Source organism: Pararhizobium sp. (genome assembly GCF_035497515.1).
Lineage (GTDB): Bacteria > Pseudomonadota > Alphaproteobacteria > Rhizobiales > Rhizobiaceae > Pararhizobium.
This window is the reverse complement of record NZ_DATJDJ010000176.1, coordinates 12,728-28,414: the sequence shown is the minus strand read 5'-3', so window position 1 is coordinate 28,414 and position 15,687 is coordinate 12,728. Positions and strand designations below refer to the sequence as shown.

12 protein-coding genes and 1 pseudogene are annotated in these 15,687 nt (G+C 61.4%); 7 read left to right on the top strand and 6 right to left on the bottom strand.

The genetic code is table 11. The annotated features are described in order from the left end of the window. Positions 1–433: 433 nt before the first annotated feature. Together VL202_RS18715 and VL202_RS18710 are read right to left on the bottom strand one after the other, a co-directional pair. Positions 434–1,261, bottom strand: coding sequence for a MerR family transcriptional regulator (locus VL202_RS18715; RefSeq protein WP_325465589.1), 828 nt, complete (start codon positions 1,259–1,261; stop codon positions 434–436). Between the two features lie 27 nt (positions 1,262–1,288). Continuing rightward, positions 1,289–1,534 (bottom strand): type II toxin-antitoxin system RelB/DinJ family antitoxin, encoded by a 246-nt coding sequence (locus VL202_RS18710; protein ID WP_325465588.1) that lies wholly within the window; start codon positions 1,532–1,534, stop codon positions 1,289–1,291. Positions 1,535–1,801: 267 nt separating this feature from the next. On the opposite strand from VL202_RS18710, the gene VL202_RS18705 reads away from it, so the two are divergent. Both VL202_RS18705 and VL202_RS18700 read left to right on the top strand, forming a co-directional pair. Further along, the gene (locus tag VL202_RS18705) at positions 1,802–3,070 is read left to right on the top strand and encodes a 4-aminobutyrate--2-oxoglutarate transaminase (protein ID WP_325465587.1); all 1,269 of its coding nucleotides are present in this window, start codon (positions 1,802–1,804) and stop codon (positions 3,068–3,070) included. Between the two features lie 138 nt (positions 3,071–3,208). Next, positions 3,209–4,666 carry an NAD-dependent succinate-semialdehyde dehydrogenase gene (locus VL202_RS18700; protein ID WP_325465586.1) on the top strand — a complete coding sequence of 486 codons (1,458 nt, stop codon included), beginning with the start codon at positions 3,209–3,211 and terminating at the stop codon, positions 4,664–4,666. A gap of 9 nt (positions 4,667–4,675) precedes the next feature. Here VL202_RS18700 and VL202_RS18695 read toward each other — a convergent pair whose 3' ends face one another. Genes VL202_RS18695 through VL202_RS18685 form a run of 3 tightly spaced genes read right to left on the bottom strand, consistent with a single transcriptional unit; the run spans position 4,676 to position 7,326 of the window. Next, positions 4,676–4,906, bottom strand: coding sequence for a type II toxin-antitoxin system VapB family antitoxin (locus VL202_RS18695; RefSeq protein ID WP_325465585.1), 231 nt, complete (start codon positions 4,904–4,906; stop codon positions 4,676–4,678). Between the two features lie 40 nt (positions 4,907–4,946). Then, complete coding sequence (locus VL202_RS18690) at positions 4,947–6,119, bottom strand: CaiB/BaiF CoA-transferase family protein (RefSeq protein WP_325465584.1); 1,173 nt, start codon at positions 6,117–6,119, stop codon at positions 4,947–4,949. 19 nt (positions 6,120–6,138) lie between these two features. Further along, a complete protein-coding gene (locus VL202_RS18685) occupies positions 6,139–7,326 on the bottom strand; it encodes an acyl-CoA dehydrogenase (RefSeq protein WP_325465583.1) in 1,188 nt (395 codons plus the stop codon). A gap of 132 nt (positions 7,327–7,458) precedes the next feature. Between VL202_RS18685 and VL202_RS18680 the strand changes: the two genes are divergently transcribed. The 3 genes and pseudogenes from VL202_RS18680 to VL202_RS18670 all read left to right on the top strand — a co-directional run bounded on the left by VL202_RS18680 (position 7,459) and on the right by VL202_RS18670 (position 10,645). Then, entirely contained in the window at positions 7,459–8,715 is a 1,257-nt protein-coding gene (locus VL202_RS18680; RefSeq protein WP_325465582.1) for a Xaa-Pro peptidase family protein, read from the top strand. 291 nt (positions 8,716–9,006) lie between these two features. Next, positions 9,007–10,133: pseudogene (locus VL202_RS18675) on the top strand (NAD(P)/FAD-dependent oxidoreductase). Between the two features lie 335 nt (positions 10,134–10,468). Then, positions 10,469–10,645: a hypothetical protein gene (locus VL202_RS18670; RefSeq protein ID WP_325465581.1), complete on the top strand. Its 177-nt coding sequence runs from the start codon at positions 10,469–10,471 to the stop codon at positions 10,643–10,645. Positions 10,646–10,648: 3 nt separating this feature from the next. Here VL202_RS18670 and VL202_RS18665 read toward each other — a convergent pair whose 3' ends face one another. Then, entirely contained in the window at positions 10,649–11,569 is a 921-nt protein-coding gene (locus tag VL202_RS18665) for an AraC family transcriptional regulator (RefSeq protein WP_325465580.1), read from the bottom strand. Positions 11,570–11,781: 212 nt separating this feature from the next. Between VL202_RS18665 and VL202_RS18660 the strand changes: the two genes are divergently transcribed. Both VL202_RS18660 and VL202_RS18655 read left to right on the top strand, forming a co-directional pair. Continuing rightward, positions 11,782–13,254 carry an alpha-glucosidase/alpha-galactosidase gene (locus VL202_RS18660; protein WP_325465579.1) on the top strand — a complete coding sequence of 491 codons (1,473 nt, stop codon included), beginning with the start codon at positions 11,782–11,784 and terminating at the stop codon, positions 13,252–13,254. A gap of 276 nt (positions 13,255–13,530) precedes the next feature. Beyond that, complete coding sequence (locus VL202_RS18655; protein ID WP_325465578.1) at positions 13,531–15,618, top strand: ABC transporter substrate-binding protein; 2,088 nt, start codon at positions 13,531–13,533, stop codon at positions 15,616–15,618. The last annotated feature ends 69 nt before the right edge of the window (positions 15,619–15,687 follow it).

The window sequence follows — 15,687 nt, the reverse complement described above, 5'->3', positions numbered from 1 at the left end:
TTTACGAGCGTCAGATAGCACTTCCCGCTCCACTTTGGAAGTAGCGATAGAAACAAGTCAGCTCTGCGCGGCGCACATGGCAATTTTGACGCATTTCTATTTGCTTTATCGGATATTAACCAAAGTAAAATGCGCGATATAGTTCATGGAATTTCTGGATATTCCTTCGTCGATTCAGTGACTTGATGCACGTTGGCGCCGTCTTGGGAAATTCGGCATCCACACCGCTCCATCGACCTCTTTTCGACGCCGGCACGACGGCCTCCGTTTTCGATGGCCGACTTCAGACGTCAACCGTGAAATACTTGTCGGTGATCGTCTTGTCAGTGCGGATATGGCGAACGCCTTGTTCAGCTTTACACGAAGATCGTTGTCTTCCCGGCGCACCGCGATGCCGATGAAACAAACGACGAGCGGCGGGAAGAGGAATTCTTCAGAATGTCGGAGGTGTATTGATCCACAAAAGCACGGTCTCGCCATCGTGCCGGTTCGACCAGGCGTGATGCCGGCGGCTTTCGAAATAGAGCGAGTCGCCGGGATGAAGATCGTGGAACTGATCGGAATCCAGCACGAACTCGACCCGGCCGGACAGGACATAGACGAATTCCTCGCCTTCGTGCTTGTAGGCGCCCTCGCTGGAGGCGCCGGGTTCCAGCACGAAACGATGGCAATCCATCTGGTTGCGGCCTTCAGCCAGGAGTTGGACGGTGACACCCGGCGTGGTGCGCGGCCAGGCTCGCCATTCGCCGGCGCGCACCAATGTCCGAACCTCCGGCTCGTCTTCGCCCGAAAGGCTGGAGACCGTCGTTCCGAAATATTCGGCGAGATTGTGCAGCACCGCCACCGAGACACCCTGCGATGTCCGCTCCAGCGTCGAAAGGACAGAGGCTGCAATGCCGACATCACCGGCGACCTGCTCCAGCGTCTTGCCTGCCGCGTGCCGCATGCTCCTGAGCTTGCGGCCAACCTGCGAGATCGGGGTGGATTCAGTGTTCACGGCCGAACCGGGATCATCCTGCTCGCCGGCCTCGGCCTCCAGCGCTTCGCGAATGGCTGCGGGATTGAGGCCGCGTTCGGCCCGGAACCACGAAATGCGCTTCAGCTGGGCGACATCGCCTTCGCTATATTGCCGGTGGCCGGTGGCGGAGCGCTCCGGCACGACGAGCCCCTGCGTTTCCCAGAGCCTCAAGGTCGAGGCTGACACGCCGGCGAGCCTGGCTGCCTCGGCGACCTTGTATCGAACGGTCATGGCATCGCTCATCGGAGGCCACACGAAAGCGTCATGTCATCAATGTTCCAGGTCGCGGAAGAGATCTTCGCCGGTGTCGCGGCGGCGCATATCGCGCTCGATTGCCGGCACGGTCTCGACTTCCGGGACTTTCAGTTCGAAAGGCAGGCGCTTTTCCTCGGCAATGCGCAGCATCAGGAGGCGGATGGCGTCGGAAACGGACAGACCCATGGCATCGAGGGCCGCGATCGCTTTCTGCTTTGTGGCGGAATCAATGCGGGCACGGATAATGGCATCTGCGGTCATTGCATCATTCTCCTGATGGCTGCGCGTTACAACTGTGCGGGAAAACCACGAAGCCCATCGGGGCGTCAGCCGCAAAATCCAGCATGTTCGAAGTATCAAAAAATATGCATTCGGCGTGTAAGGCGCCAACGTAGCCACACATCGTCGCGACGCACAAGAAAAAGCATCACAAAAGCTGCATTTCCGATCACTATAATTAATTTGCAAACCTACAGAAAAAATATAGGATTTACAAATTCAATTCCCTCGCTTTTCAGGATGATAGCCGTGACCAGTTTGACCGATCGCAAGAATGCAGCCATTTCCCGCGGTGTGGGCATGACAACGCAGATTTATGCAGATCGGGCCGAGAACGCTGAAATCTGGGACAAGGACGGCAATCGCTACATCGATTTCGCCGCCGGCATCGCGGTCGTCAACACGGGTCACCGCCATCCGCGCGTCATCGAGGCCGTCAAGGCGCAGCTCGATCGCTTCACCCATACCTGCCACCAGGTCGTTCCCTACGAGAACTATGTTGAGCTCGCCGAGCGCCTGAACGCAATCGTCCCCGGTAATTTCGAGAAGAAGACCATCTTCGTCACCACCGGCGCCGAGGCAGTCGAAAATGCCGTCAAGATCGCCCGCGCCGCCACCGGCCGCCAAGCCGTCATCGCCTTCTCGGGCGGCTTTCACGGCCGCACCTTCATGGGCATGGCGCTGACCGGCAAGGTCGTGCCCTACAAGGTCGGCTTCGGCGCCATGCCGGGCGACGTCTTCCATGCCCCCTTCCCGGTCGAGATGCACGGCACGACCGTCGAGCAGTCACTTGCTGTCCTGAAGAAACTGTTTGCTGCCGATGTCGATCCGAACCGCGTCGCCGCCATCATCGTCGAGCCGGTGCAGGGCGAAGGTGGCTTCTATCCCGTTCCCGTCAGCTTCATGAAGGCGCTTCGCGACATATGCGACCAGCACGGCATCCTGCTGATCGCCGACGAAGTGCAGACCGGCTTTGCCCGCACCGGCAAGCTGTTCGCGATGGAACATTACGGCGTCACCGCCGACCTGACCACCATGGCCAAGGGCCTTGGCGGCGGCTTCCCGATCGCTGCTGTCACCGGCCGCAAGGAAATCATGGATGCCCCCGGCCCCGGCGGTCTCGGCGGCACCTATGGCGGCAGCCCGATCGGCGTCGCGGCGGCGCATGCCGTTCTCGACGTCATCAAGGACGAGGACCTCTGCAACCGCGCCGAACAGCTCGGTGGCCGCCTGAAGCAGCGTCTCGCGGCGATCCGCGACAAGGTACCGGAGATCGTCGATATCCGCGGCCCTGGCTTCATGAACGCCGTCGAGTTCAACGACGTCACGACCAACCTGCCGAGCGCCGATTTCGCCAACAGCGTACGCCTGAAAGCCCTTGAAAAGGGCCTGATCTTGCTGACCTGCGGCGTGCACGGCAATGTCATCCGCTTCCTGGCACCGATCACCATCCAGGACGGCGTCTTCGCCGAGGCCCTCGACATCCTCGAAGCGTCGATCCTGGAAGCCCGGGGCTGAGCCGCGCTTATCATTGATTTCTCCATCGGGCGGCTCGCTGCCCGGTGGACCCGGCTGTCTTTATCGGCTAACGGCATCGCCTGCGGTCGTCACTACCGTCACCGCCTTTGCCGTCCGGCTCGCCAGAAGGGATCATCGATGATCTTTACGGAAACGCTGATCGCTCACGTGAAGGAGCCAGATCTACTCGGCCTGGTGAATACGCCGCTCGATCCCGCCGCACAGACCTTCGACGTCCTCAATCCCGCCAACGGCGCCCTGCTCGCGACCCTGCCCGACATGGGCTTGGCGGAAACCCGCACCGCGATCGACAATGCCTATGCGGCGCAGTTCCCCTGGGCCGAACGGCCGGCCGGCGACCGCAGCAAAATATTGCGCCGCTGGCACGATCTGGTCATCCTGCATCTCGACGATCTTGCCGCCATCCTCACCGCCGAAATGGGCAAGCCGCTGAACGAGGCCCGTTCCGAGGTGCAGCACGCCGCAGCCTATATCGAGTGGTATGCGGAAGAAGCCAAGCGGGTTTACGGCGAGACCATCCCCGCCCCTTCGACGGACCGGCGCATGCTGGTGATCAAGCAGCCCGTCGGCGTGGTCGGCACCATCACGCCGTGGAATTTTCCTGCCTCCATGGTGGCGCGAAAAATTTCGCCGGCGCTGGCGGTCGGCTGCACGGTCATCCTCAAGCCTGCCGAACAGACGCCGCTGGTGGCGCTCGCCATGTATGCGCTGGCGGTTCGGGCAGGCTTTCCAAAGGGCGTGCTCAATCTCGTGCTTGCTTCGGAAGGCGATGCGATCGGCCGCGAACTCTGCGCCAATCCGCGCGTGCGCAAGATCTCCTTTACCGGCTCGACCGAAGTCGGACGAATCCTGATGCGGCAATGTTCCGACCAGATCAAGAAGGTGAGCCTCGAGCTTGGCGGCAGCGCGCCCTTCATCGTCTTCGATGACGCCGATATCGACGCGGCCGTCGATGGCGCGATCCAGGCGAAATTCCGCAATGCCGGCCAGACCTGCACCTCCGCCAACCGTATCTATGTCCAGAGCGCGGTCCATGACGAATTCGCTGCCAAGCTGGCCGCCGAGGTCGCCAATCTCAAGGTCGGCGACGGCTTTTCCAAGGGCGTCACCATCGGTCCGCTGATCGACAGCCGGGCCATCGAGAAGGTCGAGGCCCATGTGAACGACGCGACCTCGAAAGGCGCGACCCTGCTGAGCGGCGGCAAGCGCGTCTCCAGCACCTTCTTCGAGCCGACGGTTCTCTCCAATGTCAGCAAGGGCATGCTAGTCGCCTGCGACGAAACCTTCGGTCCGGTCGCCCCGATCATCCGCTTCGAAACGATGGAAGACGTTATCCTGCAGGCCAATGACACGATCTACGGCCTTGCGGCCTATTTCTACGCGACCGAGCTGAAAAAGGTCTGGCGGGTCGCCGAAGCACTGGAATACGGCATGATCGGCATCAATACCGGCCGCATGTCCTCCGAAGCCGCCCCCTTCGGCGGTCTCAAACAATCCGGCATCGGCCGCGAAGGCTCCCGCCACGGCGCCGAGGACTATCTGGAGATGAAATATCTCTGCATGGGGAATATTTGAGGGCGGAGGCTACTCGGATTCGCCATCAGCCCACGGGCGCCGTCGTGGAATATCTTCCAGATCCGGCTGGCTGCCGCCAAGTTCCGCGAGCTTTTTTCCGGCTTCAAGGTATGTGAGCGATTGCAAGGCGTGCCGGATAACGGCCGACTTCGTCGTCAGCCCTGTATAGATCTGCGCCCTCTTCAACATTTCGCCATCCAGAACGACAGTGACACAGATCGATCCGATCTCCTTAAACAACGATGCAGATTTATCATCAAAGGGTCGTTGTTTGCATGCCTCAGGCTTTCATCCCGATCTCGGCCAGAACCTCATCCGTGTGCTCCCCCAGCCTCGGAGAACCACGCTCCAGAGCCAGTTCCGCGTCCGAAAAAGTCACCGGCGTGCGCACGCCGGGCGCCGTTCCGGTGGCTGACCCGGTATGCGGTGTATCGACCCGCATACCGCGGTGGATGATCTGCGGGTCAGAGAAGACGTCCGCGACCGTGTTGATCGGTCCGCCCGGTACACCGGCCGCCTCCAGCATGGCGAGAAGCGTGTCACGGTCGAATGTCTGGGTCCGCACCGTCAGTTCCGGCGTCAGCGTATCGCGATGCTTCACCCGGCCGGCATTGGTGAGATAACGCGGGTCGGTCGCAAGCTCATCCAGCCCCAGAAGCGCGCAGAACTTGACGAACTGCCGGTCATTGCCGACGGCGACGATCAGATGGCCGTCGGCGACGGGGAGGACCTGATAGGGCGCGATGTTCGGATGGGCATTGCCGAGCCGGCGCGGCGACTTGCCCGAGACGAGGAAGTTCAGCGCCTGGTTGGCAAGCACCCCGGTCATACTGTCGAACAGTGCCATATCGACCTGCTGGCCGACGCCCGTCCGTTCGCGCATGTGCAATGCGGCCTGGATGGCGATGACACCGTAGAGACCGGTGAAGATATCGGCAAAGGCAACGCCGATCTTCTGCGGTTCGCCCTCCGGATCGCCCGTCAGGTCCATGATGCCGCTCATGCCCTGAATGATATAATCGTAGCCGGCACGATGGGCATAGGGACCATCCTGCCCGAAGCCGGTGACCGAACAATAGATCAGCCGCGGATTGATCCTCTTCAGGCTTTCATAATCCAGCCCGTATTTGGCGAGGCCACCGACCTTGAAGTTTTCGAGCAGGACATCCGACTGCGCGGCGAGGCGCCGCACGGCCTCCTGCCCCTCTTCCGTAGTGAAATCGAGCACGACGGAACGCTTGCCGCGATTGCAGGCATGGAAATAGGCGGCGTCCAGATGTTCGCCGCCCTCGCCCTCGATGAAGGGCGGACCCCAGGTGCGGGTGTCGTCGCCAGCCGGGCTTTCGACCTTGATCACATCGGCGCCGAGATCGGCGAGCGTCTGGCCGATCCATGGGCCGGCCAGGATGCGAGCAAGCTCGAGAACCTTCAGACCCTGCAGCGGCGTTTCCATGCCTGATCCCTTATCCCGCTCAGAAGAAAGCCTGCAGCCCTGTCTGGGCGCGGCCGAGGATGAGGGCGTGCACGTCATGGGTGCCCTCGTAGGTATTGACCGTCTCGAGGTTCACCATGTGGCGCATGACCTGGTAATCCTCGGAAATGCCGTTGCCGCCATGCATGTCGCGTGCCTGCCGGGCGATATCCAGCGCCTTGCCGCAATTGTTGCGCTTGACGATCGAGATCATTTCCGGGGCCATGCGGCCGGCATCCATCAATTGGCCAACGCGCAGCGATGCCTGCAGGCCAAGAGTGATTTCCGTCTGCATGTCGGCGAGCTTCTTCTGGAACAGTTGCGTCTGCGCCAGCGGCTTGCCGAACTGCTTGCGGTCGAGGCCATATTGCCGGGCCGCATGCCAGCAGAATTCCGCCGAACCCAAAACGCCCCAGGAAATGCCGTAACGGGCACGGTTAAGGCAACCGAACGGGCCTTTCAGCCCCTCGACATTCGGCAGCAACGCGTCTTCGCCGACTTCGACATTATCCATGACGATTTCGCCGGTGATGGAGGCGCGCAGCGACAGCTTGCCGCCGATCTTCGGCGCCGAAAGGCCCTTCATGCCCTTTTCCAGCACGAAACCGCGAATGGCATTGCCATGCGCTTCCGACTTCGCCCAGACGACGAAGACATCGGCGATCGGCGCGTTCGAAATCCACATCTTCGAACCGCTCAAACGGTAACCGCTATCGGTCTTTACGGCACGGGTCTTCATGCCGCCCGGATCGGAACCGGCATCGGGCTCGGTGAGGCCAAAGCAGCCGATCCATTCGCCGCTGATCAGCTTCGGCAGGTATTTTTGGCGCTGCTCCTCGGAGCCGTAAGCATGGATCGGATAGATCACCAGCGATGACTGTACGCTCATCATCGAGCGATATCCGGAATCGACGCGCTCGACCTCGCGGGCAATCAGGCCATAAGCCACATAGGACGCGCCGACGCCGCCATAGGTATCCGGCACCGTCACGCCGAGCAGGCCGAGTTCACCCATTTCGCGGAAAATCGAGGGATCGGATGTCTCATTGCGATAGGCGTCGATGACGCGCGGCTGCAGCTTGTCCTGCGCATAGGCGCGCGCCGTGTCGCGGATCATCCGCTCATCTTCGGAAAGTTGATCCTCCAGCAGGAAAGCATCGTCCCACTGGAATTCCTGTCTTTGAGCCATGGCGTCCTCCCGTTGCTTTCCTTCTTGTGCCCGTTATGGCAAGCCGGTCGAAGCGATACAAACGAAAATGCGGCACTGCCTCATGCATTCCGGGAATGGAAGACGGCGGTCCGGCGGTGAACGGAAAACAGCATGACTCACCTCGATGGGGCTCATCTCGACAGGGCACGCGCGGCGCGGATGATGCAGGCGGCGGGACTGGACGCCCTCCTGCTTCTGTCGCCGGAAAGCTTTACCTATGCCACCGGTGCACCAGCCGGGGTCGCGACGATGTGGCGGCGGGCAGGCGCGGTCGTGGCCATCATTCCCGCCGATCCCGCTGAAGATGCCGCAGCCGTTGTCACCGACCTGTTCGAAGCCGCCTTTCGCGCCGCAAGCACGATTGCCGATATCCGCAGCAACCCGATCTGGGTCGAGACCGGCGATATCCGCGGAATGGAGGCCGCATCGCCGGAAGAGCTTATCCAGGCGGCATGGACACGCCAACGTCGCCCCGCCGGCTTCCAGCGTCCGGAAACCTTCGATGCCACCCATGGCTTCAGCCTTGCAGCATCGCTCCTGCGGGATCGCGGGCTGGACAAGGGCCGGATCGGCGTCGAATTCGACAGCCTTTCGGTCTCCGATTTCCAACTGTTGGCATCCGCCCTGCCGGGCGCCACGCTGATCGATACGACCGATTTGGTTCGCCGGTTGAAGATGATCAAGTCACCGGCCGAAATCGCCCACCTGCGCATGGCCGTGCAACTGGCCGAAGCCGGCATCGTCGCGTTGCGGGAAGAAATTGCTGTCGGCGTCAGCCGTGATGCCTTGGCTACCGCGTGGGAGGCGGGCGCACACGCGGAAGCCAAACGGCGCAAGGTCGACAACCTCACAGGCCTCTGGGAATATGTCTCTGTCGGCCAGAATCCATGGACGCGCGGCGGCATGGTTGCGCCCGGAGACCTGATCAAGGTCGATGTCGGCTGCCTCATCGCCGGTTATACATCCGATACAGGCCGCACCTTCGTCTGCGGCAATCCCTCGCCGCTGCAGAGCCGGCTGTTCGATGCGCTACAGACAGCCTATGATACGGGGATTGCCGTGATCAGACCCGGCGTGGCGATGCACGAGGTCCACCGGATCACCACCGAAGCGATGGGCAAGGCGGGATTCCCCGGCTACACGCGCGGCCATTTCGGCCATGGGCTGGGCGCCGGGCTCGGCAGCGAGGAATGGCCGTTCGTGTCGCGGCAATCCGACGTGATCATCGAGCCCGGCATGGTGCTGGCCTTCGAGACGCCCTGGTATGTCGATGGCGTCGGCGGCATGATCATCGAGAACCAGTTGCTGGTCACGGCCGATGGCCATGAGATCATGAACCGGCTACCGTCCGGCCTCGTTTCCCTCTGATGACGATTCCCATGCCCGACAATCGCCTCGAATGCTTCGCCCACAATCTCGACTGAAACCTGTTGCGTACCATCGTCGTGCTCATCGAGGAGGCAGCATCACGGCCGCCGCCAACCGGCTTCTCCTGTGCAGCAACCCGCCGTCAGCATGGCGCTGAAGCGGCTGGCGAGGCTCTTGATTACAGGCGTCGCCGATCAATCCGGCTTATAGTCCACTTCGAGACTATAAATTTGAACACAAACCGGCTCGCCTCTACGGTCACGTCCGCAACACCGCGAAAGGCAGGGCGACATGCAGACATTCGACGTGGCGATCATCGGCGGCGGCATTGCCGGCCTGTCGCTGGCCTATTTCCTTAGGTCCCACCGCTCCACCGTCGTGCTCGAACGCGAAACGACGCTCGGCTATCACAGCACCGGCCGTTCCGCCGCCGAATTCGTGCTGCGCTACAACGCGCCGGAGGTCTGCCAGCTTGCTGCCATCACCAAGGATTTCTTCGACAGTCCCCCTGACGGATTTTCGGATACCCCACTTCTGAAGCGGCGCGGCGGCGTGACGATCGCAACGACGGAAAAAGCAGCGAGGCTGGATGCGGTCTTTCGCTCCGAACTCGCCTTCACGCCGGAACTCTTACCCCTGGATGAGGAAGAACTGCTGGAACGCCTGCCGATCCTGAAGCCCGGTTACGCGGCTGCAGGCTTTCACGATCCGAATTTCTGGGATATCGAGGTCGAGAGCCTGCTGCAGGGCTATGTTCGGGGCGCGCGCCGAAGCGGTGTGGACATCCGCGAACGCCACGGCGTCCTCTCGGCCCGCCACGACGGCAGCGTCTGGACGATCGAAACGCCCACCGGCACCATCCGTGCCAGAACCGTCGTCAATGCCGCTGGCGGCTGGGCGGACCAGACGGCGGCCCTGTTCGGGGTCAAGCCACTCGGCATCGTCCCACATCGCCGCACCGCCATCCTCATCGATCCGCCCCCGAGCATCGATATCTCGGCCATGCCGGAGATCAACGAGCTTGACGAGGATTTCTACATGAAACCGGATGCCGGCCGCCTGCTGGCATGCCCAGCCGACGCGACACCGTGCGAACCGGGCGACGTGCAGCCGGAGGAAATCGATATCGCCTGGGCCGCCCATTATGTCGAGGAAGCCACGACAATCCCGGTCCACCGCATCGCCAAGAGCTGGGCGGGCATGCGCAGCTTCTCGCCCGACAAGCTGCCGGTGATCGGCCCTGCCCGTGACCACTCGGATTTCTTCTGGCTGGCCGGCAGGGTGGCTTCGGTATCCTGACCTCCCCGGCACTTGGCACTCTGGCGGCAAGCCTTCTGACCGGAAATCCAGAGCCCGATGAATTCAAGACGCGGGCGCTCGATCCGCAGACCTTCAGCCCGCTCCGGTTCCCCGGATAAGGTCTGCTGACACGGGCCGGTTCGGCTGCACATCTGTCTGCGCCGTTCGACTGAATGCGGCAACCTTGGCCAAGTCCGCCCGGAACCGCGCCATTTCTTCGGCTCGTCGCCCCGCCTCGGCGTGGAGGAATCCGGCCAGCATATGCAGCCGATGGCGCCCTTCGTCGAGAAGGAAAGCAATTCGATCTGGTTCTACACCAACTCGGACAGCGGCCGGATAGCAAACAAAAGGTGAATAAGGCATAGATTTGATAGACTATTGACACCGGCGCCGATTATGTCAGGATTGTGGCCAAGACCGGGTAACAGGTCACTGGCTCAAGTCGGAGAACGGAATGTTTTATCACGGTGGAATGACGCTTGGTTACCTCACGCCTCCGCCGAAGGCGGAAAAGCCGGTTCGGGTGGACATCGCAGCGCGCAAGGCCCGGGAAGAGGCGATCGCAATCGACCAGGAACGCGATCAGCAGGCAAGCCAGACCTTCATCACACCCTGGCATCTATTTTACTGAAGCCTATCCGGCGGCCGAACTCACCGAGGTCCGACTGCCGGTCGCAATGCTGGAATACATGCCCGTCGTGCGGAATTCCGTCGGGCTGGCGCCGAAATAGCGGCGAAATACCTTGGCGAAATAGTTCGGGTCCTCGAACCCGGACATGATCGCCACCTCCTTCACCGAAAGATGCGCCGCCTTGGTCAAAAGCTTCGTTGCCCGCTGCAACCGTTTGCGCAGAACGAATTCCGCCGGCGGCATACCCTCGCTGATGGCGAAGACCCGCGAAAAATGCGCCCGACTGAGGCCCGACACCTCCGCCAGCTTCTCGACCGGCAGCGGCTGTTCGAGATGGGTATTGATATGGTCGAGCACGTGCTGCATCGTCCGGTATTCCTGGCTGAAGACCGGATGGGAACCGAAGACATCGTCATAGAGCACCATCGCCGCCTCATAGGCGATGGCCGACGCGCTGCCCGGCGCATCGGCGCCGCCGGATATGAGCCGCAAACTGCAATCGGCCAGCCGTTCGACCGTCTCCGGCTTCAGGTTGAGCACCGGACCAGTGGTCGCAAGGATCGCCCGGTGGATGCGCAGCGCCTCCTCGCCATTCATGGAAATCCAGAAAAACTCCCAGCGGCCGTTCTGCTCCAGCCAGTAACGGTGATTGTGCGGCACAAGCACGAGCAGGGTTTCGCCTTCGCGCACACGATAATTGCGGCTTTCATAACGCAGGTTCCCAGCCCCGGCGATCGTGTGCTGCAGCACGGTAAACGGCGTCTGGCCGCGCTTTCTGCCGTCCCAGTCATAGCTCGCATCGGTGCGAATCTCGTAGCCCGTGCTGGTTGGCATAGTGTGCAGGCTATGGCGTCCGCGCGGCAACGAAACCGTCCGCATCACCGGCCCATTTTCGATCAGTCTTTTCAGCACAGAATTACCCACGAAAGCACAATACCTCTCTGGCGACGGCCGGTATTATACGCATAATGCCCCTCAACAAAGCAAGATACCCTTCAATAAGGGAAAATAAGCGGGGCTGAAGCGGCATCAACAGGGAGAGGCGGGCGGCCAAAAGCATTGAAATGCTTCGTTTGTCGCGCATTGATTTTACCCTGCCCGCTCTTCCCGGCCAACGACCTAGCGACGAGGACAGCATGAGCAGCTTCAAGATAGCCATTATTGGCGCCGGCAGCGTCGGCTTCACCAAGAAACTCTTCACCGATATTCTCTGCGTGCCGGAGTTCAGCGACGTAGAGTTCGCGCTCACCGACTTAAGCGAGCACAATCTGGGCATGATCAAGGCGATCCTCGACAGAATAGTCGAAGCCAACAATCTGCCCGCCAAGGTCACCGCATCGACCGACCGGCGCGAGGCGATCACGGGTGCCCGCTATATCATTTCCTGCGTGCGCGTCGGCGGTCTCGCCGCCTACGCCGATGATATCCGCATCCCCCTGAAATACGGTGTCGACCAGTGCGTCGGCGATACGATCTGCGCCGGCGGCATTCTCTATGGCCAGCGCAACATCCCGGTCATCCTCGACTTCTGCAAGGACATCCGCGAGCTGGCCGAGCCCGGCGCGAAATTCCTCAATTATGCCAATCCGATGGCGATGAACACCTGGGCAGCGATCGAATATGGCAAGGTCGACACGATCGGCCTGTGCCACGGCGTCCAGCACGGCGCCGAACAGATCGCCGAGATCCTCGGTGCCAAGGATGGCGAGCTGGATTACATTTGCTCCGGCATCAACCACCAGACCTGGTTCACCGATGTCCGCGTCAAGGGCCGCAAGATCGGTAGGCAAGAACTGATCGCAGCCTTCGAGACGCACCCGGTTTTCTCGCAGCAGGAAAAGCTGCGCATCGACGTTTTGAAGCGTTTCGGCGTCTATTCCACGGAGAGCAACGGCCATCTGTCGGAATACCTGCCCTGGTACCGCAAGCGGCCGGAGGAAATTACCCGCTGGATCGACATGTCCGACTGGATCCACGGCGAAACCGGCGGCTATCTGCGCTACTCCACCGAGACCCGCAACTGGTTCGAGACGGAGTTCCCGCAGTTCCTCGAAGATGCCGGCAAGCCGATCGATCCGGCCCGCCGCTCCAACGAGCATGCCAGCCATATCCTGGAAGCCTTGGAAACCGGGCGGGTCTATCGTGGCCATTTCAACGTCAAGAACAACGGCGTCATCACCAACCTGCCGGCGGATGCGATCATCGAATCGCCCGGCTTCGTCGATCGCTTCGGCATCAACATGGTTGCCGGCATCACCCTGCCGGAAGCCTGCGCCGCCACCTGCATTTCCTCGATCAATGTCCAGCGCATGTCGGTCCACGCGGCCATTTCCGGCGATATCGATCTCCTGAAACTGGCTGTGCTGCATGACCCGCTGGTCGGCGCCATCTGCACGCCGGAAGAAGTCTGGCAGATGGTCGACGAGATGGTCGTGGCCCAGTCCGAGTGGCTGCCGCAATATGCCCATGCCGTCCCGGCCGCCAAGGAGCGCCTGAGCAAATCGACGGTCAAGACCCGCGACTGGAAGGGCGTTGCCCGCCGCGAGGTTCGCTCGATTGACGAATTGCGTGCCGAAAAGGAAGCAACGAAGCTCAAGGCCGCGAGCTGAGCCGAGTTTGGAGATCGTGGTTGTGTGGCTTCCTGTCAGTGTTTGCCGAAAAACGGGAGCCGCCACCTCCTCCGTCGTTCCTGTGGCGAGCACAGGGATGACGGAGAGTGGGCCACCCGTCGCGTGAACAACAATGATCTGACTGTATGGTTCGCTGAAGTGAATTTACCAAGGTTGTAGACCGGGCGTCGCGTCAGGCGGAAGCTGCAGAGAAAATGCTTGAGGAGCAAGCCGTTCCATCTCGGTACGGCATGAAGCATGAGGGAGAGAGAAACGATGAGAACCAATCGCCGTATGAAGCTGGGAGCCGCGCTGATGCTCGGCGTTTCCGCCTTCGCGTTGCATGCCTGGGCTTCCGAGCCGACCGAAGTGCCCGAGCAGCCGCCATTTCCGGCGCAGGGCAAGATTACCTATGTCCCGCGCGATTCCATCTTGGAATTCAAGGCTCTGCCGGAATATCACGAGCCGGAATGGGTCACCGAGAAATTCGTCAAGACCGGCAAGCTGCCGCCGGTGGCCGAGCGCCTGCCCAAGGAGCCGATGGTCTTCAAGACAGGCAACATGCCGGATGGCGTCGGCGTCTACGGCGACACGATGCGCCACGTGATCGGCGGCCGCCCGGAAGGCTGGAACTATTCCGCCGGCCAGACTCAAGGCTGGGGCGGCATCGACATCGGCATCTCGGAATGCCTGACGCGCACCGCGCCGCTGTATCAGGTCGAGGCAAAGGACGTCGAACCACTGCCGAACCTCGCCAGGAGCTGGGAATGGTCAGAAGACGGCCACAAGCTGACCATGCACCTGATCGAAGGCGCCAAATGGTCAGACGGCATGCCCTTCTCCTCCGAAGACGTGATGTTCCATTGGGAAGACAATATCGTCGATCCCAATGTCACGCCGCTGAACGGCGCTTCGCCTGAAACTTTCGGCGAAGGCACGACGCTGAAGGCGATCGACGCCAACACGGTCGAATGGACGTTCAAGGAAGCCTTCCCGCGCCAGTATCTCTACTCGATGGCCTACGGCACGTTCTGCCCCGGCCCGGCGCATATCCTGAAGACCAAGCATCCGAAATACGCCAAGGACTTCACCTACGACCAGTACAAGAATGGTTTTCCGCCGGAATACATGAATATTCCCGCAATGGGCGCCTGGATTCCGGTCGAATATCGCCCGGACGATATCATCGTGCTGCGCCGCAATCCCTACTACTGGAAGGTGGACGAGAACGGCAACCAGCTGCCCTATCTGAACGAACTGCATTACAAGCTGTCGACCTGGGCCGACCGCGACGTGCAGACGATCGCAGGCTCCGGCGACATCTCCAACCTCGAGCAGCCAGAAAACTTCGTCGAATCGCTGAAGCGCGCCGCGCAGGAAAGCGCACCGGCCCGCCTCGCCTTCGGCGCCCGCCTGATCGGTTATAACCTGCACCTGAACTTCTCCGGCAACGGCTGGGGCGAGCCCGACGAACGGGGCAAGGCGGTCCGCGAGCTCAACCGCAACCTCGACTTCCGCAAGGCGGTCTCCATGGCGCTCGACCGCAAGAAGATCGGCGATTCGCTTGTCAAGGGTCCGTTCACCGCCATCTATCCGGGCGGCCTGTCATCGGGCACCAGCTTCTACGACCGCCAGTCGACCGTCTACTATCCGTTCGACCTCGATGGCGCCAAGGCCCTGCTCGAAAAGGCCGGCCTGAAAGACACCGACGGCAACGGCTTCGTCAACTTCCCGGCCGAAACGCTCGGTGGCCAGGACGTGCAGGTCGTGCTGCTCGCCAGCTCCGACTACACGACGGACCGCAACCTTGCGGAAGGCGTGATCGGCCAGATGGAACAGCTTGGCGTCAAGGTCGTTCTGAACTCCATCGATGGCGTCAAGCGTGACGCGGCCCGCGACGCCGGCCGCTTCGACTGGATGGTGCTGCGCAACGGTTCGGAAATCGCCTCCGTGGTGCAGAACACGCCGCAGCTCGCCGCGACTGGCCCCCGCACCAGCTGGCATCATCGTGGCGGCACGGACGGCTCCCTCGACCTGATGCCGTTCGAGCAGGAGATGGTTGATATCGTCAACAGGTTCGTGACCTCGAACGATGTGAACGAGCGCGCCGATCTGATGAAGCAGTACCAGAAGGTCTCGACGGAAAATATCGATGCTGTCGGCCTGACCGAATATCCGGGTGCCCTGATGATCAACAAGCGCTTCTCGAACATCCCGGTCGGCGCGCCGATCTACATGTTCAACTGGGCCGAAGACACGATCATCCGCGAGCGCGTCTTCGTCGCCGCCGACAAGCAGGCCGATTACGAACTGTTCAAGGACCAGCTCCCCGGCAAGCCGGGCGAAAAGGGCCTGTCGAACTGATCCGATCGATCTGACCCCTCCCTCCGGCCGTCCCCTCAAGACGGCCGGAGACGGACACCCCGAAACACA